The sequence below is a fragment of the Enterobacteriaceae endosymbiont of Donacia versicolorea genome (assembly GCF_012570965.1).
In the GTDB taxonomy this organism is placed as follows: domain Bacteria; phylum Pseudomonadota; class Gammaproteobacteria; order Enterobacterales; family Enterobacteriaceae.
The window spans coordinates 26256-50072 of the sequence record NZ_CP046214.1 but is presented as its reverse complement, the minus strand read 5'-3'; the positions used below and the strand labels follow the sequence as shown (position 1 = coordinate 50072).

Here is a 23817-nt window from a genome sequence, read left to right as displayed (position 1 = left end):
TTTATAAATTTCTTATATTTTTAAAAAAAATTAAAATATGTTTTTTCAAACATGTAAATTTTTTTAGAATGTTTCATAGTTAAATCTATTTGATCTAAATCATTTACAATAAAATTGATTATTTCTTTATTAAGATTAAAGCTAAAAAATTTATTATTTATTTTAATTTTTTTAGAAATTAAATTAATATTACAACTAATTCCAGGATATTTATTTACAATACAAAATAATTTATTAATTATTACTTTTTCTAAAGTTATTAACAATAATTTATTATTAATTGCATTACTATAAAATATATCTGCATAACTAGATGCAATAATAGTATGAAAACCAAAATCTAATAAAGACCATGGAGCATGTTCTCTTGAAGATCCACAACCAAAATTTTCTTTAGTTAGTAAAATTTTTGAATTTTGGAATTCTTTTTTATTTAAAATAAAACTTGGATTAATTATTTTATTATTACTATCTAAATATCTCCAATCATTAAAAAGATATTTGCCAAATCCTTTTTTATCATTTTTTTGTAAAAATTGTTTAGGTATAATAACATCTGTATCAATATTTGAAATATTTAATGGTGCAATAATACCATTATATTGAAATTTTTTTTTCATAATTTTTTATTTTTTTATAAAATTTTATTTATATCTACAAAACAACCATATATAGCTGCTATTGCAGCCATAATAGGACTAACTAAATGTGTTCTACTATTTTTTCCTTGACGTCCTTCGAAATTTCGATTACTTGTGGAAGCACATCTTTCACCAGGTTTTAATTTATCATTATTCATTGCTAAACACATTGAACAACCAGGATATCTCCATTCAAAACCAGAATTTTTAAAAATTTTATCTAATCCTTCTTGTTCAGCTTGTTTTTTGACTAAATTAGAACCGGGAACTACTATAGCTGTAACATTAGAAAAAACTTTTTTACCAAAAACTATTTTAGCAGCTAATCTTAAATCTTCGATTCTAGAATTTGTACAAGAACCAATAAAAACTTTATTAATTTTTAAATTAATTAATTTTTTACCTTCATATAAATTCATATAATTTAAAGCCTTAATTGCTAATTTTTTCTTATTTTTATCTTTATAAGAATTTATTAAAGGTATATATTCATTTATACTAATTGATTGTTCTGGATTAGTACCCCAAGTAATTTGAGGAGATAAATTTGAAATATTAATATTTATTATTTTATCAAATTTAGCATTTACATCACTATATAAAGTTTTCCAATATTTTACTGCTTGTATCCATAATTTATTTTTAGGTGAAAATTTTTTATTTTTTAAATATGAAAAAGTAGTGTTATCAGGTGCAATTAATCCTGATTTAGCTCCCATTTCAATAGACATATTACAGATTGTCATTCTTGATTCCATACTAAGTTCTTTTATTACATTTCCAGAAAATTCAATAACATATCCATTACCCCCACTAATACCTATTTTTTTTATTATTGATAAGATGATATCTTTAGCAGTAATATTATTTGGTATACTTCCATTAATATTTATTAACATGTTTTTAGAAATATTTTGTTTTAAAGTTTGTGTTGCTAAAACATGTTCTACTTCTGTAGTTCCTATTCCAAAAGCTAATGAACCAAAAGCTCCATGGGTAGAAGTATGTGAATCACCACACACAATAATCATACCAGGTAATGTAATTCCTTGTTCAGGACCTATAACATGTACTATTCCTTGTAAAGGATGATAAATATCATATAGTCTTATCTTAAAATCATTACAGTTTTGTATAAGTATCTCCATTTGTTTTTGTGCTATATTTCCCGATGCTTTAATATCTCTAATTTTAGTTGATACATTATGATCCATAGTAGCAAATGTTTTATTTGGTTTATAAACTTTTCTATTTTTATTTTTTAAACTTTGGAAAGCTTGTGGTGAAGTAACTTCATGTATAAAATGTCTATCAATATATAATAGATTTGTATTATTTCTTATATTTAAAATAATATGTCTATTATAAATTTTTTCATATAATGTTTTTCCCATATTTATATCCTATATAATAGATTCCATAATTAATGTTCCCATATCATCTGTTGTAACAATTTTTTCATTTATACTATTAGTTAATAAATCTTTAGTTCTATAACCTAGATCTAATGTTTTTTTTATAGCATTCTTAATTTTTTGAGATGAATATTTATCTTTTAAAGAATATTCAAGTAACATTGATAGTGATAAAATTTGTGCAATAGGATTAGCTATATTTTTTCCAGCGATATCAGGTGCAGAACCACCTGCAGGTTCATATAATCCAAAAAAATTTTGATTAAAACTAGCTGAAGGTAGATTACCTACTGATCCTGTAATCATAGCACATTGATCAGAAATTATATCACCAAAAAGATTCGGACATAATATTATATCAAATTGTGAAGGTTTTTTCATTAATTGCATAACAATATTATCAATATACATATGTTCTAATTTTACTAATGGATATTGTTTAGACATATTTACTATAACTTCTCTCCATAATATGGAAGTATTTAACACATTTGCTTTATCAACAGAACAAATTTTTTTTTTTCTTTTTAAAGCTATATTAAAAGCAATATGTGCTATTCTTTCTATTTCAAATCTTGAATAAATTTCTGTATCAAATGCATATTCATTAATTCCTTTTCCTTTTCTTCCATTAGGTAAACCAAAATATATTCCACCAGTTAATTCTCGAATACAAATAATATCAAATCCTTTATTTAAAATTTTTTCTTTTATAGGACTTAAAGAATTTAAATTTTTATAAAAAAATGTAGGACGTATATTAGCAAATAAATTAAAATGTTTTCTTAATTTCAATAATGCACCTTTTTCTGGTCTTTTATTTAAAGATAAATGATCCCATTCTGGTCCTCCAACAGATCCAAATAAAATAGCATTAGAATTTTCACAACCATGTAACGTTTTTTTAGGTAAAGGATTACCATATTTATTAATAGCTTTACCACCAACAGCATATTCATTGATTACAATTTTTGTATTTAAATATTTTTCAATTTTTTCTAATATTTTTATTGTTTGTTTCATTACTTCTGGTCCAATACCATCTCCTGGTAAAACAGCTATTGTAAATATATTAGACATAGTAATTCCTCAATAATTTTAAAATTTATTTCTGTTTTAATATATTTTTTTTTATTTGTTGAAATCTCCAAATGTTATTAACACTATTAATTAATGCAATAATAAAAGCTTTTATTATATTTTTAGATAAACCAATTCCATTAAAAATTTTTTCTCTATATTTTAATTTAATATTAACTTGTCCTATTAATTTTTTAATATTATTTTTAGTAATTAATTTATATTTAATTAATTTTATATCATAATTTATAATCTTCATTATAGCTTTATATATTGCATCTATAGGACCTAATCCGGTTGCTGCTTTTAATTCAATTAATTTACCACATTTTAATTGTATAGTTGCAATAGATATATTAGAATTTGATTGTATATTAAAATATATTAATGAATAAAATTCAACATAATTATCTACTTTATTATTAAAAGCTAATGATTCTAAATCATAATTAAATATTTGTCTTTTTTTATCAGCTAATTTAATAAAATTATTATATAATTTATTAATATCATATTCATATTTTTTATATCCCATTAATTCCATGTGATATTTTACAGCTGCTCTACCTGATTTTGCTGTTAAATTAAATTCAGTTTTTTTTAAACCAATAATTTTTGGATCTAAAATTTCATATGTTTTTTTATTTTTTATCATACCATCTTGATGAATTCCAGAAGAATGGGAAAAAGCATTTTTTCCTACAATAGCTTTATTTATAGATAAAGGAATATCACAAATTTCACTTACTATTTTACTTGTAATATATATTTTATTATAATTAATATTATTATAATAATTCATATTTTTTTTTCTTGTATATAATGCCATAATGACTTCTTCTAAAGCACAATTTCCAGCTCTTTCTCCTATTCCATTAATTGTTCCTTCTATTTGTTTAGCACCTGCATTTATAGCTGTAATTGCATTTCCTACGGCCATTCCTAAATCATTATGAGTATGTACTGAAAGAATACATTTATCGATATTATCTACTTTATTTTTTAAAGTAGAAATAATATTGTAATATTCTTGAGGAAAAGTATAACCTACTGTATCTGGAATATTAATAGTTGTAGCTCCAGCTTTAATTGCTTTTTTTACAATTAGACATAAATTATTAATGGGAGTTCTACTAGCATCTTCGCAAGAAAATTCAATATCATCAGTATATTTACGAGCATATTTTATCATAAATACTATTTTTTCTATAACTTCATTTAAATTTGTTTTTAATTTTGTAATAATATGTATGGGAGAAGTTGCTAAAAAAATATGAATTCTAAAATTTTTAGCTTTTTTTAAAGATTTATATACCATATCTATATCTTTTTCTTTACATCGTGCTAAACCACATAATTTACTATTTTTTATAATTTGTGATATTTTTTTAGACGTTTTATAATCTTTTGGAGAAGAAATAGGAAAACCTACTTCAATAATATCAATACCCATATTTTCTAATGCTATTGCGATTTTTATTTTTTCTTTAGTATTTAAATTAAATGTTAATGATTGTTCTCCATCACGTAATGTAGTATCAAAAAGAATAATTTTTTTTTTCATATAAATATCATCTCTTAAAAATTTTATTAAATAATTTATTTGTAATATTTTACAATTTTAAAAAATTATTTTTATATATAGTAATATTAATAATTAATTAATTTTTGTAAATTTTTATTTAATTTTATGTTAATAATATTTATAATATGAAATTATCAAAATTAAAATTAAAATTTATAATTATTAAAATATTTTATTAAAAAATTATTATTTTAATTTATATTTTAAGGTTTATTATGTATTTAATAGATAAATTTTATATGTTACGTGCAATTAAATTAGCTAAATTAGGTATTTTTACTACTACTCCTAATCCTAATGTAGGTTGTATTATTGTAAAAAATAAAAAAATTATAGGTCAAGGATATCATTTTAGAACAGGAGAATCTCATGCAGAAATTAATGCGTTAAGGATGGCTGGAAAAAATACTAAAGGATCAACGGTTTATCTAACGTTAGAACCTTGTAATTATTCAAATTTAACACCTTCTTGTTGTCATGCATTAATTAATGCTCAAATAAAACGTATAGTAGTAGCAACTAAAGATCCTAATCCTAAAATTAATGGTAAAAGTTTAAAATTATTACAATTAAAAGGAATTCTAATTACAAAAAATATTTTATCTCAAGAAGCTAAATCTATTAATAAAGGTTTTTTTAATAGAATGAATAAGGGTATTCCTTGGATACAATTAAAACTGGCATCTTCTTTAGATGGTAAAATTGCATTATTTAATGGTAATAGTAAATGGATATCATCAAAAATTGCTAGAAAAGATGTACAGGAATTAAGAGCAAAAAATTCAGCTATTTTAAGTACAAGTAAAACTGTTCTACAAGATAATTCTACTTTATTAGTTAAATGGAGTAAATTAAATTATCATATTAAAAAAATTTATCCTAAAAAATTTTTAAGACAACCTATTCGTATTATTTTAGATAGATTAAATAAAATAAAACCTAATGATAATATTATAATTAATCCAGGAAAAATATTTTTAATAAAATCTAAATATACTTTAGAAAAATGGCCTAATTACGTAAAACAAATTATTATTCCTAAAATAAATGGTTATTTTAATTTAAAAAACTTATTTAAAATATTAGGAAAAAAGGGTATTAATAATATTTTAATTGAAGCTGGTAGTATTTTATCAGGATTTTTAATTAATTATAATTTAATAGATGAGTTAATTTTATATTTAACACCAAAATTATTTGGAAATATTGCATTAAATTTATGTAATATTAAAAAATATGTAAATATTATTGATGTACCAAATTTTTATTTTACAAAAATAAAAAGAATAGGACCAGACTTAAAATTAATATTAAGACCTGTAAAATAATTTTTAAATATAAAAAATATAAAGGATATTATAACTATGAAAATAATAGATGAAAATATTATGGCATCTAATGCAACAATAGCTATTGTTGTATCAAGATTTAATACATTTATAAATAAAAATTTATTATGTGCTACTATAGATACCCTACAAAGAATAGGAATGGTACAAAAAAAAAATATAACTATATGTTGGGTACCTGGAAGCTATGAAATAGCATCAGTAATTCAATTATTAATACAAAAAAAATTTTATGATGGTATAATAGCTATTGGAACTATTATAAAAGGTAAAACACCTCATTTTAAATATTTATCAAAAGAAGTTTGTTTCCAAATATCTAATTTATCAGTTAAAAATAATATTCCAGTTTCTTTTAGTATTTTAACAACAAATAATATTGAACAAGCAATAGAAAGATCTGGAATAAAAATAGGAAATAGAGGTACTGAAGCTGCTTTAACTTTATTAGAAATGATTAATATATTTAAATCAATAAAATTATTAAATAAAAATATAAAGGAAATTAAGTGAAATTTACAGATAGATATCAAGCAAGAAAGTATGCTTTACAGGCTATATATTCTTGGCAATTATCAAAGAATAATTTTCATGATATACAATATTATTTTTTAAATGAGTCTATACAAGATATTAAAAATATTGATATTGATTATTTTAATGATTTAATTAATGGTGTAATAGTTAATAGTATTTATTTAGATAATGTAATGAAACCATTTTTATCTCGTAAATTATTTGAATTAGGACAAATTGAAAAAGCAATTTTACGTATATCATTATATGAATTAATAAATCGTTTAGATGTACCATATAAAGTTGTTATAAATGAGAGTATTTATTTAGCAAAAAGTTTTGGTGGAGTTGATAATAGTTATAAATTTATTAATGGTGTATTAGATAAAATAGCAAATAAATTAAGAATTTAAAATATTTTTTATATTATAATTTTAAATTAATTTTTTTAAATTAAATTTAAAAAAATAATTATAATTCTCTTTCAATTTTTAAAGAAATTTTTTCTCCTAAAATAATTTTTACTAATTTTAAATTAAATTCAATAGCATATTTAACACTTTGAGCTGTTAATAATTTATGTTTATCATCCCAAAAAATTGGATATTTTGACCATTGATATTTTGGTATTAAAGATTTAAAATTTAAATATCCAGTCATTTTTGCTGTAGGAAAAATATTATTAGAAGCAATAACTATTGCAGGAGATGCACATATTGCACCAATTATTCTTTTAGTTTTTTTAAATTTTTTTAAATATTTTAATAAAAGAAGATTTTTACTAAAATGTTTTGATGCTTTTAAACCACCAGGAAGTAAAATTGCTTTTATATTTAAATCATCTTTTAATTCTTTTAAAAAAATATTACTTATAATATTAGTACCATGTGCACATGATATTTTGTATTTATTATTTGTACTTACTAATATAACATTGATATTACTTCTAGTTAATATATCTATAGAAGAAACTGTTTCTATATCTTCTACCCCGTCTGTAACACAAAGAAAAACAGAATAATTTTTTGTCATAAAAATATACCTTATTTAAAAATAAATTTTAAAATATAAAAAATATTTTTGATAAAATAAAATTTTATTTTTTATATACAGGAAATAATTTACATAATTTAATTATATTATCTTTTATGTTTTTAATATATATATTTTTTTTATTTATAATATTAATTATATAATTAGATAATAATAATATTTCTTTCTCTTTAAAACCTCTTTTTGTAATTGCAGGAGTTCCTATTCTTATCCCAGAAGTAATATTAGGAGGATTTATATCATCAGGAATACTATTTTTATTTACTATAATATTATATTTTTCTAATAATTTTTCTGCTTCTATACCAGTTATTTTTTTATTTGTTAAATCTATTATAAATAAGTGACTATCTGTATTATTTGATACTATTTTATAGTTATATTTTTTAAATATTTTTACCATTAATTTTGCATTTTTTAATACTTGTTTTTGATATGTAATAAATTTTGGTGTTAATGCTTCTTTAAATGCTACTGCTTTAGCAGCTATTACATGCATTAATGGTCCTCCTTGTATACCTGGAAATACTGCTTTATCAAATTTTTTAAATAGATGTTTATTTTTTTTTGTAGATAAAATAATACCTCCTCTAGGACCTGATAATGTTTTATGTGTTGTGCTTGTTACTACATGTGCATAAAATAATGGATTTGGATATATTTTTGCAATAATTAATCCAATAATATGTGAAATATCTACTAAAAAATATGATCCTACTAAATCAGCAATGTTTCTCATTTTCTCCCAATCACATATTCTAGAATATGAAGAAAATCCTCCAACAATAATTTTTGGTTTATATTTTTTTGCTAAAAATAATAAATAATCATAATCAATTATTCCCTCTTTATTAATTTTATAAGATATATTTTTATAAATTTTCCCTGAAAAATTTACTTTAGATCCATGTGTTAAATGTCCTCCATGTGAATTTTTTAATCCCATAATAATATCTCCAGGATTTAATAAAGCTAAATATACAGCAAAATTAGCTTGAGATCCTGAATGTGGTTGTACATTTACATAATCTGCATTAAATAATTTTTTAGCTCTATTTATAGCTAATTTTTCTATTTTATCTATATATTTACACCCACCATAATACCTATTATTAGGATATCCTTCTGCATATTTATTAGTTAATTGAGATCCTTGTGCATACATAGTATTAAAAGATGCATAATTTTCAGAAGCTATTAACTCAATATTTTCTTCTTGTCTTATTTTTTCTTTATTTATTAAATTAAATAATTCTATATCATGTTTTAAATTTTTTTTCAAAATTAATAAACCTTTTTGTTAAAAAATTGTTTTTTCTTTTTTTATTAAAAAAATTTTTTATAATATTTGTAGATTTGTTAATTAAAATACCAGAACTAATTTTTAGTTTATGATTAATATCATAAATTTTTAATAAATTTATAAAAGATCCTAGTTTATAATTTTTTCCATTATATTTTTTATTATATGAACTAAATACTAGACGAGTAATTCTACTAATAATTATGGCTCCAAAACACATTAAACATGGTTCTAATGTTACATACATAGTTGTATTTAATAACCTATAATTTTTTAAAAACTTTCCTGCTTTTCTTAAAGCTATTATTTCAGCATGTGCTGTAGGATCATTTTTTTTTATTGAATTATTATAACCGTAAGAAATAATTTTATTATTTTTAATAATAATAGCACCAACTGGTATTTCTCCAGCGTTTTTAGCTAAAATAGCTACTTTTAAAGTATATTTCATCCAATAAATATCATTATTCATTATATAAATTTTATATACAATTATATTAATATTTTAATATATTATAAATATAATATATTATATTTATTCATTATTATAGTTATAAAAATAAAAAATTAAAATAAATAAAAATATTTATTTTCTCATTTCATGTTTTAAAATATATTAAATTTTACTAAATAATATTAATATAACTTAAAATTTAATTTAAATTAGTATTTATATTAAAAGAGTATTTTATAGTGATAAAAAAAATTACTGCTGTTCACGGTATGCATGATTGTTTATTTCCAGATACTTTATTATGGGAAAATATTGAGAATATTATTAAAAATACTTTAAAAAATTATGGTTATCAAGAAATTAAATTACCTATTTTAGAAAAAAGTAAATTATTTAAGAAAACTATTGGAGAATCCACAGATATTATAGAAAAAGAAATGTATAATTTATTTGATAAAAATAAAGATTCGTTAACTTTACGTCCAGAAGGAACTACAGGATTTCTACGTTCTATAATAGAAAATAATATTTTTTATAACAATAGACGTTTTTGGTATAATGGACCAATGTTTAGATATGAAAGACCTCAAAAAGGACGATATAGACAATTTAATCAAATTGGTATAGAAATAATTGGATTAAAATCTCCTTATATAGATGCTGAAATAATTATTTTAACAAATAATTTATGGAAAAAATTAAATATTACAAATAATATTTTTCTAGAAATTAATTCTATTGGTTCTATAATAGATAGACAAAAATATATAACAGAATTAATATTCTTTTTTAAAAAAAATTTAAAATTTTTAGATTTTAGTTATCAACAAAAAATATATAGAAATCCATTAAGAATATTAGATGCTAAAAATAAAAATATTCAAAAATTATTAAATTATGCTCCTAAATTAAAAAATTTTCTTAATGAAAAAAGTATAGATACATTTAGAAAATTATGTGAAATATTAAATTTTATGAATATAAAATTCACTATAAATAATTATTTAGTTAGAGGATTAGATTATTATAATGATATAGTATTTGAATGGAAAACTAATAATTTAGGTACTTCTAAAACTATATGTGGAGGTGGTAGATATGATAAATTAATTAATAAAATGAGTTTTAACAGAGATAAAAACGGAGTTGGATGTGCTATTGGAATGGAACGTTTAATTTTATTAATCAAAAATACTGAGTCTATAAAATTAGATACAGATTTTTTAATAGATATTTTCTTAATTCCAATGGAAAATAGTTATACTTTAAAAAAAATTTTAATTATTGGAGAATTAATTAGAAAAAATTTTCCAAAATTAAGAATATTAACTAGTTATCTTTTTAAAAATTTAAAAAAACAAATTATTCAGGCAATTAAATATAAATCCCATTTTGTAATTATAATAGGTTTAAAAGAAATAAATAATAATTCAATTATAATTAAAAATTTATATTCTAAAAAACAAGTAACTATACCAGAAAATAAATTAATATTAAAATTAGAAAAAATTTTTAAAAATATTTAAATTAAAGTTTGTTATATTTATAATAATATTCATTATGTCATGAATAAAATTTTTTGTTACTAAATACTGTTTTTTTAATTAAAATAACGAGTAAAACATGAAGTTATCAAAATTTATAATTTTAATATTTATTTTTTCTACTTTTTCTTTTATATCTTGTATATATAAAAAAAATTACTTTTTTAACAAAAAAAAATATCAAATATCTAAATTAGATACAATAAAATTAAAATTAATTTGGAAACAAAAAATAAAAAATAATAATATTAATTATACAAAATTATATCCTATATATAAAAATAACTTATTATATATAGCTAATGAAAATGGAACAATCTATTGTATAAGTATAAAAACAGGAAAAATTATTTGGAGTTTTAATTTAATAAAAAATTTTTGTATTTTTTCATATTGTAAATATAATCTTTTCACTAGTGGACCTATTATATCTAATAATTGTTTATATTTAGGCAATAAAAAAGGTGAAATTTTTGCTTTTAATATTAAAAATAAATCTATAATTTGGAAACAAAAAGTTTTTAATGAAATATTATCTAGTTTTGTTATTAAAAATGATATTTTATTAGTAAATAATATAGATAATATTTTACAAGGATTAAATAAAAATAACGGACAAATTTTATGGACGGTAAATTTAGGTCATTCAAATAAATTTTCTATTAAAGGTGTTTCTACTCCGGTAATTTTTTTTAATAATGTTATAATAGGAAGTGATAATGGTATAATTAGTTCTCGTATAATTACTAATGGATCATTAGTCTGGGAACAACATTTATTAAGATTTAATAATAAAGATGATTTTATTAATATTAATGATATTGATATAAAACCTATTATATATAATGGTATTGTTTATGCATCCTCTTATAATGGAAATTTTGTAGCTTTAGATTTAAGTACAGGAAAAATTATTTGGAAAAAAATATATTTTACTCATAAAAATTTTATTATATATAAAAATATTATTTATTTAATAACTTCTAAAAATGAAATTTATGCATTAAATGCAAATAATGGTAATTTAATTTGGAAACAAAATAAATTTCAAAAAAATTCAATAGATAATTTATTTTTTTATAAAAAATATATTTTTTTTACAAATAAAAAAGGATTTATTTATTGGATAAATTATAGATTAGGTAATTTTGTTGGAGAAAAAAAAATTGATAAATATAAAATTAGGTTTATTTTTTTAATAAAAAATAAATTAATTATACAAACTATATATAATAAGATTTATTTATATAGAATTGAAATAATATAATTAAATTAAGAGATAAAAAAATGATATTTAAATATCCTATTATTTCTATTTTAGGTGGTAATAATGTAGGAAAATCTTTTTTATATAATATTTTAACAAAAAAATATACTGCTTTAGTTAATAAAATATCAGGTTTTACAATAGATAAAAAATATGATAATGCAAAAATTAAAAATTTTAAATTTATTTGTGTTGATACAATAAGTTATTCTAATTATAACAAAAAAAATGATCAAAATGATTTTTTAATTAAAGAACAAATATCAAAATCAATCCAAGAATCAGATTTAATTTTATTAATAATAAAAGGAAATAAGCTTAATACTATAGATTACCAAATTATTAACAAAATAAGAAAATATGGTACAAAAATAATTATATTATTAAATATAAAAAATAAAGTTTTTTTAGATCAAGAATTTTACTTATTAGGTATTGATTTTTATATAATTAATTTTATTAAAAAAATTGATATTGTAAAATTAAAAAAAATATTACTTTTATATATAAAAAAAATTTATATATATAAACATTATATAAATGAATCAATTTTTCATAAGGAGAAAAAAAATAATAAAATAAAATTAGCTATTATAGGACTACCTAATGTAGGTAAATCTACTTTAGTTAATAATATTATTAATGAAAAAAGAATGGTTACTAGTAATGTTCCCGGAACAACAAGAGAAAGTATTTCAATTCCAATTGATAATTTTAGTAATATACATAAAAATATTATTTTAATTGATACAGCAGGTATAAAAAAAAATAATCAAATTAAAAATAAAATAGAAAAGCTTTCAATTCTAGAATCTTATAAATCAATGAAAAAATCTGATATTATATTATATATTATTAATGGAGAAAAAAAAATTTTTTGTAATAAAGATATATCGATAATACAAAATATTATTTCTAAAGGTAAATCTATAATTCTAATTATTAATAAATCAGATTTAATTACATTAAATGATATTAATAATTTAAAAAAACTTATAAAAGTAAAATTTAATATTTTTCCTGTTATTTCTATATCAGCTAAATTTCTTAAAAATATAAATTATATTTATAATATAATATATAAAATATATAATATTTCTAATAAAATTTATAATACTTCAAAACTTATGAAAATTTTATATTTAGCAACTAATTTAGTGCTACCTCCAATATATAATGGAAGACGTATAAAATTAAAATATATAAGTCAAATTAAAAAAAATCCTTTAATATTTAAAATACATGGTAGTCAAGTTACAAAGTTAAACAAAAACTATAAACGTTATTTATTAAATTTTTTCTATAAAAAATTAAAATGTATAGGAAATATCATAATTTTAAAATTTCAAGAAAATAAAAATCCATATAATTAAATTTTCTGTATTAAAAATAATATTTATATAAATAAAGAAAATTTTTTTATACTTATTTTATATATTATATATAATTAATTATAAACATGAAAAAAAATATTCCATATTTTAGATTTGAAGTAGCTCCTATGTTAAAAAAAACAAATAAATATTGTAGATATTTTTATCGTCAATTAACTAAAAAATCACTTTTATATACTGAAATGATACATATTAATAAAATTAAAAATAATGAAAAAATTTTATTAGAAAATTATAATGTAAATAATATAGTATTACAATTAGCTGGTAATCAACCAAAATTATTATCTTTATATTGTAAAAAAGCAGAAAAAATAGGTTATAAGGAAATTAATTTTAATTTAGGATGTCCTTCTTTGAAATCTCAAAAAGGAAATTTTGGTGCATGTTTAATGGAATATCCACATATAGTATCAAATTGTATAAAATCTATGAGTGATAGTGTTTCAATACCAATTACAATTAAAATGAGAATTGGTATTAATAATAGTAGTAGTTATACATTTTTATGTGATTTTATTAATTTACTTATAAAAAGTGGTTGTCAAAGATTTATTATTCATGCCAGAAAAGCATTACTGTACAATAAAATTAATACTAAAAAAAATTTAATAATTCCAAAATTAAATTATAAAATTGTTTATAAAATTAAAAAAGAATTTCCAAATACAAAAATATCTATTAATGGTGAAATTAAAAATTTATTAAATATTAAAAAACATTTAAAATATGTTGATGGAGTTATGATTGGTCGTGAAGTTTATAAAAATCCTATAATTTTAACAAAAATAGATAATTATATTTATAATTGTAAAAATAAATTTATTACACAAAATCCTTTAATAATAGTAAAAGAAATGTTTCCATATATAGAAAAACAATTAAATAATAAGATTTCTTTGATAACTATTATTACTCCTTTATTAAATATTTTTCGAGGTATTAATGGATTACATAAATTTAAAAAATTTATTTTTAATAAAAAAAATTATCTTAACTCTAAAAAAATGGAAGTTTTAACCAATGCATTATCTTTTATAAAAATAAAATAATATGTTTTATTTAGATTATTTTATAAAATTAAAAAATTATATTTAAATATGGTATAAAAATAATTTAATGAAACAATTTAAATTAAAAAAAGATTTACAAATTGAAAAAATAAAAATACCTCCTTATTCTTTAGAAGCAGAACAATCAATATTAGGAGGATTAATGTTAGATAATAATCAATGGGAAAATATTATAGAAAAAATAATAACAGAAGATTTTTTTATTTTATCACATAAAATTATTTTTACTGAAATGTATTATTTAATAGAATTAGGAAAACCTATTGATTTAATTACACTTTCTGAATCTTTAGAAAATAAAAATAAACTAAATAAAATAGGAGGATTTGCATATTTAGCTGAATTATCAAAAAATATTCCAAGTATATCTAATATAGGTGCTTACGTAGATATTGTTCATGAACGTGCTATTATTAGAGAAATAATATCTACTGCAAATAAAATAGCAGAAGCAGGATATTATCCTAATGGAAGAACTAGTGAAGATTTATTAAACTTTGCAGAATCTAGTGTATTTAAAATTGCAGAAAAACGTTTAAATAAAGATACTAAACCAAAAAATTTGGAAGAAATTTTAGAAGTTACAATATCTAAAATTGAATCTTTTTATAAAACACCTAAAAATGGTGTTACAGGTATAGATACTGGTTATCATGAATTAAATAAAAAAACAGCAGGATTACAAAAATCAGATCTTATTATAATTGCTGCACGTCCATCGATGGGTAAATCAACTCTTGCCATGAATATTTGTGAATATACAGCTATATCTCAAAATAAACCTGTATTAATTTTTAGTTTAGAAATGCCTTGTGATCAAATTATGATTCGTATGTTAGCATCTCTTTCTAGAGTACATCAAAGTAAAATTAGAACAGGGCAATTAAATGATGATGATTGGAAAAAAATTTCTACTACTATGGGTATTTTATTAAAAAAAAAAAATATATATATTGATGATTCTTCTGAATTAACACCAACAGAAATTAGATTACGTTCAAGGAGAATATTTAGAGAACATAATGGATTATGTTTAATAATGATAGATTATTTACAATTAATTAAAGTTCCTAATTTATCTTTTAATAGAACATTAGAAATATCTGAAATTTCTCGTTCTTTAAAAGCTCTAGCTAAAGAATTACATGTTCCTGTAGTAGCTTTATCTCAATTAAATAGATCTTTAGAACAAAGATCTGATAAACGTCCTATGAATTCTGATTTAAGAGAATCTGGTTCTATAGAACAAGATGCTGATTTGATTATGTTTATTTATAGAGATGAAGTATATAATGAAAACACTAATTTACATAGGATTGCTGAAATTATTATAGGTAAACAAAGAAATGGTCCTATTGGAACTATAAAATTAATTTTTAATAATCAAATTGCACGTTTTGATAACTATTCTAGTTATTATGATAAAAGAAATATTTAAAAAATATTTAGTAAAATTTTTTATATAATATTATTGTGAGAAAATAAATGTTAAAAATTTTTAATACATTAAGTAAAAAAAAAAAAAAATTTTATCCTATAAATAAAAAAATAGTAAAAATTTATGTATGTGGTGTAACTCCATATGATATTTGTCATATTGGTCATGCAAGAACATTTATTATATTCGATATTATTATTAGATATTTAAAATTCTTAGGTTATAAAACAAAATATGTAAGAAATATTACTGATATTGATGATAAAATCATAGATATAGCTAAGAAAAAAAAACAAAATATTAATAATATTACAAAAAAAATAATTAATAAAATTTCTCAAGATTTTAATAAATTAAATATCTTAATTCCAGATTTTGAACCTAAAGTAACTGATCACATTAATGATATTATAAAAATAATAAATATTTTATTAATTAATAATAGTGCTTATATAGCTAAAAATGGTGATATTATGTTTTCTATTAAAAAATATTTAAATTATGGAATATTATCAAAACAAAAAATAAATTTATTAAAATTAAATAAAAAAATTAAAAATATTTTTATTAAAAATAACTATAAAGATTTTGTTTTATGGAAATTAACTTGTAAATCAGATATAGGATGGATATCCCCTTGGGGGTATGGTAGGCCTGGTTGGCATATAGAATGTTCTACTTTAAGTCATAAATATTTAGGTAATTTTTTTGATATACATGGTGGAGGAAATGATTTAATTTTTCCACATCATGAGAATGAATTAGCACAATCTTCTTGTATTAATAAATCATTTTATGTTAATTATTGGATTCATACAGGGATGATAATTACTAAAAATAAAAAAATGTCTAAATCTTTAAATAATACTTTTAAAATAAAAGATATATTATTAAAATATAATAAAGAAATTATTAGATATTTTTTAACAATTACTCATTATCGTAGTCCAATAATATATAGTGAAGATAAATTAAAACAAGCAGAACTAGCTATACAAAAATTGTATATTTCTATGTATAATATTAGTTATAGATATAATTATAAAAATATAGAAACTAATTTTTTTTCATTAGAAAATCAATTTTATAATGCTATGAATGACGATTTTAATACTCCTAGAGCTTATAGTATATTATTTAAAATATCACATAAAATTAATATTGCTAATAATAATAAAAAATATTTAATAGCTAACTATTTTATATTAAAATTAAAAAAATTAGGTAATATTTTAGGATTATTATTTTATAATCCTAAAGATTATTTAAAAAATAATGGTAATTTAAATGATTATTATAATAGATATGAAATTGAAAAATTAATTAAACAACGTAATATTGCTCGTAATAATCATTTATGGAAAAAAGCAGATTACATAAGAAATAAATTAAAAAATAAAAATATTCTTTTAGAAGATACAAATAATGGTACTATATGGAAAAAAAAAATTAAATAAAATTTTTAAATTTTATATTATTAAATTAATAAACATTTTATATAAAATACATAAAATTTTCATTTATAAAAAAAAAATACTTAAATTACATAAAATAATTACCAACTATAATTATAGTTATTATATATTAAATAACTCAAATATTCTGGATTATCAATATGATAATTTAGTATTAAAATTAAAAAAATTAGAGAAATTATTTCCCTATTTTAAAAATAAGTATTCACCAACTCAATTAGTTGGTGTACCTTTATCATCAATATTTTTTCAAAAAATACGTCATAAAAAACCGATGTTATCATTAAATAACGTTTTTCATATAAAAAATTTATTAAAAAAATTTTTATGTCCATTAAAAAAAATTATTAATAAATTAAATTTCTGTTGTGAATTAAAATATGATGGAATAGCTGTTAATTTATTATATAAAAATGGTTTTTTAATAAAAGGAGCAACAAGAGGTAATGGAATTATAGGAGAAGATATTACAAAAAAAGTATTTCGAATTAATAATATACCTCATTTTTTGAAAAAAAAACATTTTCCGAAATTATTTGAAGTTAGAGGAGAAATATTTATAACTAAAAAAAATTTTGATATATTAAATCAAAAAATAATATCAAAACATAAATTATTTAGTAATACACGTAGTGCAACTTTAGGTATTTTAAAAATAAATAAAAAAAATAATAAAATGATGTATTTATTAAGTTTTTTTAGTTATGGAATAGGTTTTATTAATGAACAAAAATTTTTAAATCAAGAAGAAATATTAGATAATTTAAAATTATATGGGTTTCCTGTATCTAAATATAAAAAAATTTGTTCTAATCATTTGGAAATTGAAGAATTTTATAAAATTTTTGAAAGAAAAAGAAATTTACTACCTTATAATATTGATGGTATCGTTATTAAAATAAATAATATAAAAATACAAGAAATTATTGGAAGTACTAATCATGCTCCTAAATGGGCTATAGCATATAAATTTCCTCCACAAGAAAAAAAAACATTATTACAAAAAATTATTTTTCAAGTTGGACGTACAGGTATTATTATACCAATTGCTAAATTTAAAACAGTTAATATTACAGGAGTTAATATCAGTTCTGCAACATTATATAATATTAATGAAATTAAAAAATTAAATTTAAAAATAGGAAAAACTATAATTGTTCAAAGATGTGGAGATGTTATACCTAAAATAATAAATGTAATAAATGAAAAAAAATCTTTTAATCTTATAAAAAATATTATAATACCTAAAAATTGTCCTAGTTGTAACTCTATTCTAAAAAAAAAAGAAAATAATATTTTATATTGTAATACAGGATTATCTTGTAAATCACAATTGAAAGCATATTTAAAGCATTTTGTTTCGAGAGATGTTATGAATATTAGTTTTATAGGAAATAAATTAATCGATAAATTAGTAGATAATAATTTAATAAAAAATGTTATAGATTTAATGAATTTAAATAATTTTATTTTAAAAAAAGTAAATAATTTAGGAATTAAATCTACTAATAAAATAGTACAAAATTTACAAAGAAAACAACAAATATCTTTTGATAAATTTATTTTTTCTTTAGGTATACCAGAAGTGGGAATAGTTACATCACTTAGTTTATCACAATTTTTTTATACATTAAAAAAATTTTTAAATACTAATTTAATTGAATTAAGTAATATTACAGGAATTGGTATTAAAACATCATTAAATATATATAATTTTATTAAAAATAAAGATAATATAAATATTATTCAAAATTTATTAAAAAAAATAAATATTATTTATGTTAAAAAAAATATAAAAAAAAATTATTTTTTAAAAAAAAATATATCTATTACTGGTAAATTTTTTTTTATAACAAGAATAAATCTTATAAATAAATTAAAAAAATTAGGTGCAAATATTAATTTAAATATTAATAAAAAAACTAATATCCTAATTTTAGGACAAAATGCAAGTTCCAAATTAAAAAAAGCGTATAAGTTAAATATTAAAATTATAGACGAAAAAAAATTAATTTATCTATTAAAAAATAGTAAATAATTTTTATTTAAAAATATTATAATTTGTTTAAATTTAAAATTAATGATATTGTTTCTGTAAATATACATAACAAAAAATTTTTTTAATTAAAAAAATTATATGAAAAATCTAGAAAACATAATAGAAAATTATTTTTTGGATTATAAAAAAAAAAATAATTTTTTAAAAAATGAAAAAATAATTTTTAATATTAATAAAGTAATTAAATTATTAGATAAAGGTTTAATTAGAGTTTCTGAAAAAATACAAGACAAATGGATAACTAATCAATGGATTAAAAAAGCAATATTATTATATTTTAAAATTAATAAAAATTTTTTGTTGGAAGGATCTTATAATAATTTTTATGATAAAATTCCTTTAAAATTTGATAAAAATTTTCAAAAAAAAAATTTTAAAATATTAGAATGTCGTGTTGTTCCTCCTACTGTAGTAAGATATGGATCTTTTGTTTCTAAAAATACAGTATTAATGCCTTCTTTTATTAATATAGGATCTTTTATAGGTCAGGGAACTATGATTGATACTTGGTCTACAATAGGTTCTTGTGCACAAATAGGAAATAATGTTCATATTTCTGGAGGAGTTGGTATAGGAGGTGTTTTAGAACCTATACAATCTAATCCTACTATTATAGAAAATAATTGTTTTATAGGAGCAAGATCAGAAATAGTGGAAGGTGTAATTATAAAAAAAGGATCAGTAATTTCTATGGGAGTATATATAGGTAAAAGTACTAAAATTTATAATAGAGAAACAGGATTAATTCATTATGGATCTATTCCTAGTTATTCAGTAGTAGTACCAGGAACTATACCATCTAAAGATGGTAAGTATAATTTATATTGTGCAATAATAGTCAAAAGAGTAGATAAAAAAACTTTAAGTAAAATTAAAATTAATAACATCTTACGCGAAGAATATTAAAAATAATAAAATAAAAAATTTTTCTAAAAATTTTTATTATTAAATTATTTTAATAAAATTTTGCATCCGGGAGGATTTGAACCTCCGACCATTCGGTTCGTAGCCGAGTACTCTATCCGCTGAGCTACGGATGCTTTCTTATTAATTTCGGTGAGAGAGAGATTCGAACCCTCGATACAGGATAACTGTATACACCCTTAGCAGGGGCGCGCCTTCAACCACTCGGCCACCTCACCAACAACAAAGAAGAATATTTTATCTTTTAAAAAAAAATATGTCAAATTAATTATTTTTAAGAATTTGAAAAATTCTAAAAATTTTATTTTAATGAACTTATTTTTTGATTTTTTTCCGCTTTTTCTGCTTGTATACGTTGGTATATTTCTTCACGATGAACAGAAATTTCTCTAGGAGCATTAACACCTATTCGAACTTGATTTCCTTTTATTCCTAATACTGTTACCATAACTTCATCACCTATCATAAGTGTTTCGCCTACTCGGCGAGTTAGAATAAGCATCCTTTTCTCCTTAAAAGAAGTAATATATAAAAAATATTATTTTTTATAATTATATATTTTAATTAATTATTAAAATTATTAAAATAAGTTTAATATTAATGTAATTTATTTATTTTATTTAAAATAAATATTCTTATTTTAGATAAATAAAAATAATATTTATCTTTATTAAGATTAATACTTGCTTGTGCTATATTATCACATCCAGTTATTTTGCAAATATTTTTATCAAAAATTTTTTTTATAATTTCAATAGCATTTATATTATTACTAATATTTAAAGTAATTTTTATAATCAAAAATATTTTTTTTTCCCATTTAGTAGATAATATTATTATTGTTTTTTCAAATTTATTTAGAATATTTTTTATTATATAATTAAATATCTTTGGATTTAAATGATATATCCCACTAATTATTAAATTAATATCGTTTATTAAAATATTATTTTTTAATAATTTTTTTTCTTCTTGATAAGAAATATATTTTTCTAATTCTTTTAAATTATTTTGTAATGTATAAAATTTTTTTTTATATAATAAAATATTTTTAATTATATTTTTTTCTTTTATTTTAAATAAATTAGCAATAAATTTAACATTTTCATTTTGTTTTTGTATATATTCTAATGCAATATCATGAGTAATAGCATGTATACGTTTTATTCCATTAGCAATATTTAAAAATTTTGTAATTATAAAAAAACCAATTTTTTGAGTTTTAGATACATGTGTTCCACCACATAATTCTTTTGAAATATTTTTAATATTAACAGTTCTTATCATATTTTTATTTTTTATTTCTTTTATTTTTTCAGTATATATTTCTATAGGTATATTTTTATATATATAATAATTAACTATTTTTTCTATATTAAAAATATCTTTTAATTTTAAATTATAATTATAAAAAAAATCAAATCTTAAATATTTATCAGTAATTAAAGATCCTTTTTGTTTTATAATATTACCAAAAAGTTGGAGTAAACAAGCATGTAATAAATGTGTTGCAGAATGATTTCTACTTAACATCATACGATATTTTATATTTATTTTAGAATATACATTTTCATTTTTTTTAAATGATCCTGATATCATTTTTCCTTTATGAATAATTAAATTTTCTAATTTTTTTGTTTTATTTACTTGAAAAATATTTTGTTTATCTTTTTGTAAATATCCTATATCTCCTATTTGTCCTCCAGATTCTCCATAAAAAGGAGTGATATCCAGTATTATTTCTCCTGAATCTCCTTTATTTATTTTGTCTATTAAAATTTTATTATGATAAATATTTAATATTTTACTATAAGAACAAAAATTAACATATCCATTAAATTTTGAATCCTGATTTTTATAATATATATTTTTTTTTATAAAAATATTATCTTTTCTTGATTTTTCACGTTGTATATTCATATATTGAATAAATTCTTTTTCATTAATATTTATATTTTTTTTTATACATATATTTTTTATTAATTCAGGTGATAAACCAAAGGTATCATATAAATAAAACATTTGTTTTCCTGATAAATATTTATTTTTAAATTTTTTAATTTCTAAATATAATAATTTTTCCCCTTTACTAATAATTTCATTAAAATTTTTTTCTTCTTTTTTTATAATATTTTTAATCACATTATATTTTTTATTTAAAAATATTTTTTCTTTCATATTATCAATATTATTAATATATATTTTTACTAATTTATAAAAAAATAATTTATTCTCTCCTAAAATTTTACCATGATTAATAGCTCTTCTTATAATTTTTCTTAAAACATATCCTCTTTTTTCATTATTTGGTATAATATTTTCTGATATTAAATAAGTAGAAGATCTAATATGATCAGCTATAACTTTTAATGAATTATTTTCTAAATCTTCAATTTTAAGTATATTAGCTGTATTTTTAATAATTTTTTGAAATATACTTATTTTATAATTAGAATTTACCCCTTCTAATATACTACTAATACGTTCTAATCCCATTCCAGTATCAACTGATTTTATAGATAAAGGAATTAGTTTACCATCTAAATTTTTATTAAATTGAATAAAAACGATATTCCATATTTCAAGAAAACGTTCTCCAGAATTATGGATATTTCCTTTAAATTTTTTACCTAGATCATAAAAAATTTCTGTAGAGGGTCCACAAGGACCAGTTTCAGACATCTGCCAAAAATTATCGGAATTAAAAACAGTATTATTTTTATCTTTAATTAAAAATATTTTTTTTTTAGATATTCCAATATTTCTATGCCAAATATTATATGTTTCTATATCTTTATAATAAACTGTTATAAATATTTTTTCTTTTTCTAAATTAAACCATTTAGAATCAGTTAATAATTCCCATGCAAAAATAATAGCTTCTTTTTTAAAATAATCTCCAAAACTAAAATTACCTAACATTTCAAAAAATGTATGATGTCTGTTAGTGAAACCCACATTTTTTAAATCATTATGTTTTCCACCTACACGTATACATTTTTGTATAGTAGTAATTCTAGAATAAGGAGATTTTTTATATCCTAAAAAATATTTTTTAAATTGATTCATTCCTGCATTTGTAAATAATAATGATGTATCATCATATGGTATTAATGAACTACTTTCTATTATCTTATGTTTTTTTTTATGAAAAAAATTTAAAAACATTTCACTTACATTTATTTTATTTTTCATATATGAAAGATCTTTATAAGATTTTTAGTAATATTTTAAAAATAATTTATAA

General features: G+C 18.9%; 20 protein-coding genes and 2 tRNA genes. 11 read left to right on the top strand and 11 right to left on the bottom strand.

All coding sequences use genetic code 11. The annotated features are described in order from the left end of the window. Nucleotides 1-20 precede the first annotated feature (20 nt). From leuD to leuA, 4 genes are read right to left on the bottom strand one after another with little or no spacing between them, the layout of a single operon-like run. Nucleotides 21-620 carry a 3-isopropylmalate dehydratase small subunit gene (gene leuD, locus GJT89_RS00255; protein ID WP_168894561.1) on the bottom strand — a complete coding sequence of 200 codons (600 nt, stop codon included), beginning with the start codon at nucleotides 618-620 and terminating at the stop codon, nucleotides 21-23. 14 nt (nucleotides 621-634) lie between these two features. Continuing rightward, on the bottom strand, nucleotides 635-2035 hold the full coding sequence (leuC, locus tag GJT89_RS00250; RefSeq protein ID WP_168894560.1) for a 3-isopropylmalate dehydratase large subunit: 1401 nt from the start codon (nucleotides 2033-2035) through the stop codon (nucleotides 635-637). 9 nt (nucleotides 2036-2044) lie between these two features. Beyond that, the gene (gene leuB / locus GJT89_RS00245; protein ID WP_168894559.1) at nucleotides 2045-3136 is read right to left on the bottom strand and encodes a 3-isopropylmalate dehydrogenase; all 1092 of its coding nucleotides are present in this window, start codon (nucleotides 3134-3136) and stop codon (nucleotides 2045-2047) included. Between the two features lie 25 nt (nucleotides 3137-3161). Beyond that, nucleotides 3162-4700: a 2-isopropylmalate synthase gene (gene leuA, locus GJT89_RS00240; protein WP_168894558.1), complete on the bottom strand. Its 1539-nt coding sequence runs from the start codon at nucleotides 4698-4700 to the stop codon at nucleotides 3162-3164. Nucleotides 4701-4960: 260 nt separating this feature from the next. Here leuA and ribD point away from each other — a divergent pair, with 260 nt between their 5' ends. From ribD to nusB, 3 genes are read left to right on the top strand one after another with little or no spacing between them, the layout of a single operon-like run. After that, complete coding sequence (ribD, locus tag GJT89_RS00235) at nucleotides 4961-6049, top strand: bifunctional diaminohydroxyphosphoribosylaminopyrimidine deaminase/5-amino-6-(5-phosphoribosylamino)uracil reductase RibD (RefSeq protein WP_246223069.1); 1089 nt, start codon at nucleotides 4961-4963, stop codon at nucleotides 6047-6049. Nucleotides 6050-6085: 36 nt separating this feature from the next. Beyond that, a complete protein-coding gene (gene ribH, locus GJT89_RS00230; protein WP_168894556.1) occupies nucleotides 6086-6583 on the top strand; it encodes a 6,7-dimethyl-8-ribityllumazine synthase in 498 nt (165 codons plus the stop codon). After that, complete coding sequence (gene nusB / locus GJT89_RS00225; protein ID WP_168894555.1) at nucleotides 6580-6999, top strand: transcription antitermination factor NusB; 420 nt, start codon at nucleotides 6580-6582, stop codon at nucleotides 6997-6999. The genes ribH and nusB overlap by 4 nt, the downstream gene beginning before the upstream one ends. 58 nt (nucleotides 7000-7057) lie before the next feature. Here the strand turns inward: nusB and GJT89_RS00220 are convergent, their stop codons facing one another. The 3 genes from GJT89_RS00220 to tadA all read right to left on the bottom strand — a co-directional run bounded on the left by GJT89_RS00220 (nucleotide 7058) and on the right by tadA (nucleotide 9414). Continuing rightward, nucleotides 7058-7618: a DJ-1/PfpI family protein gene (locus GJT89_RS00220; protein ID WP_168894554.1), complete on the bottom strand. Its 561-nt coding sequence runs from the start codon at nucleotides 7616-7618 to the stop codon at nucleotides 7058-7060. 64 nt (nucleotides 7619-7682) lie between these two features. Continuing rightward, nucleotides 7683-8924 (bottom strand): serine hydroxymethyltransferase, encoded by a 1242-nt coding sequence (locus GJT89_RS00215; protein ID WP_168894906.1) that lies wholly within the window; start codon nucleotides 8922-8924, stop codon nucleotides 7683-7685. Next, nucleotides 8899-9414: a tRNA adenosine(34) deaminase TadA gene (gene tadA / locus GJT89_RS00210; RefSeq protein ID WP_168894553.1), complete on the bottom strand. Its 516-nt coding sequence runs from the start codon at nucleotides 9412-9414 to the stop codon at nucleotides 8899-8901. Before tadA ends, GJT89_RS00215 begins: the two co-directional genes overlap by 26 nt. 221 nt (nucleotides 9415-9635) lie before the next feature. On the opposite strand from tadA, the gene hisS reads away from it, so the two are divergent. The 8 genes from hisS to dapD all read left to right on the top strand — a co-directional run bounded on the left by hisS (nucleotide 9636) and on the right by dapD (nucleotide 20552). Further along, nucleotides 9636-10922 carry a histidine--tRNA ligase gene (gene hisS / locus GJT89_RS00205; RefSeq protein ID WP_168894552.1) on the top strand — a complete coding sequence of 429 codons (1287 nt, stop codon included), beginning with the start codon at nucleotides 9636-9638 and terminating at the stop codon, nucleotides 10920-10922. 97 nt (nucleotides 10923-11019) lie between these two features. Then, a complete protein-coding gene (locus GJT89_RS00200) occupies nucleotides 11020-12207 on the top strand; it encodes an outer membrane protein assembly factor BamB family protein (protein ID WP_168894551.1) in 1188 nt (395 codons plus the stop codon). Between the two features lie 20 nt (nucleotides 12208-12227). After that, the gene (gene der / locus GJT89_RS00195) at nucleotides 12228-13580 is read left to right on the top strand and encodes a ribosome biogenesis GTPase Der (protein ID WP_168894550.1); all 1353 of its coding nucleotides are present in this window, start codon (nucleotides 12228-12230) and stop codon (nucleotides 13578-13580) included. An 86-nt stretch (nucleotides 13581-13666) separates the two neighbouring features. After that, the gene (gene dusA / locus GJT89_RS00190; RefSeq protein ID WP_168894549.1) at nucleotides 13667-14653 is read left to right on the top strand and encodes a tRNA dihydrouridine(20/20a) synthase DusA; all 987 of its coding nucleotides are present in this window, start codon (nucleotides 13667-13669) and stop codon (nucleotides 14651-14653) included. Between the two features lie 67 nt (nucleotides 14654-14720). Further along, nucleotides 14721-16112: a replicative DNA helicase gene (gene dnaB / locus GJT89_RS00185; RefSeq protein WP_168894548.1), complete on the top strand. Its 1392-nt coding sequence runs from the start codon at nucleotides 14721-14723 to the stop codon at nucleotides 16110-16112. Between the two features lie 47 nt (nucleotides 16113-16159). Further along, complete coding sequence (gene cysS, locus GJT89_RS00180) at nucleotides 16160-17569, top strand: cysteine--tRNA ligase (RefSeq protein WP_168894547.1); 1410 nt, start codon at nucleotides 16160-16162, stop codon at nucleotides 17567-17569. Then, complete coding sequence (ligA, locus tag GJT89_RS00175; protein WP_168894546.1) at nucleotides 17538-19625, top strand: NAD-dependent DNA ligase LigA; 2088 nt, start codon at nucleotides 17538-17540, stop codon at nucleotides 19623-19625. The genes cysS and ligA overlap by 32 nt, the downstream gene beginning before the upstream one ends. Nucleotides 19626-19724: 99 nt before the next feature. Further along, nucleotides 19725-20552, top strand: a complete 828-nt coding sequence (gene dapD / locus GJT89_RS00170; RefSeq protein ID WP_168894545.1) for a 2,3,4,5-tetrahydropyridine-2,6-dicarboxylate N-succinyltransferase — start codon at nucleotides 19725-19727, stop codon at nucleotides 20550-20552. Between the two features lie 61 nt (nucleotides 20553-20613). Here dapD and GJT89_RS00165 read toward each other — a convergent pair. From GJT89_RS00165 to alaS, 4 genes are all read right to left on the bottom strand, one after another. Further along, nucleotides 20614-20686 (bottom strand) — tRNA-Arg (locus GJT89_RS00165). Nucleotides 20687-20700: 14 nt separating this feature from the next. Next, nucleotides 20701-20788 (bottom strand) — tRNA-Ser (locus GJT89_RS00160). An 83-nt stretch (nucleotides 20789-20871) separates the two neighbouring features. Next, a complete protein-coding gene (gene csrA / locus GJT89_RS00155) occupies nucleotides 20872-21072 on the bottom strand; it encodes a carbon storage regulator CsrA (RefSeq protein ID WP_168894544.1) in 201 nt (66 codons plus the stop codon). A 95-nt stretch (nucleotides 21073-21167) separates the two neighbouring features. Then, on the bottom strand, nucleotides 21168-23765 hold the full coding sequence (alaS, locus tag GJT89_RS00150; protein ID WP_168894543.1) for an alanine--tRNA ligase: 2598 nt from the start codon (nucleotides 23763-23765) through the stop codon (nucleotides 21168-21170). Nucleotides 23766-23817 lie beyond the last annotated feature (52 nt).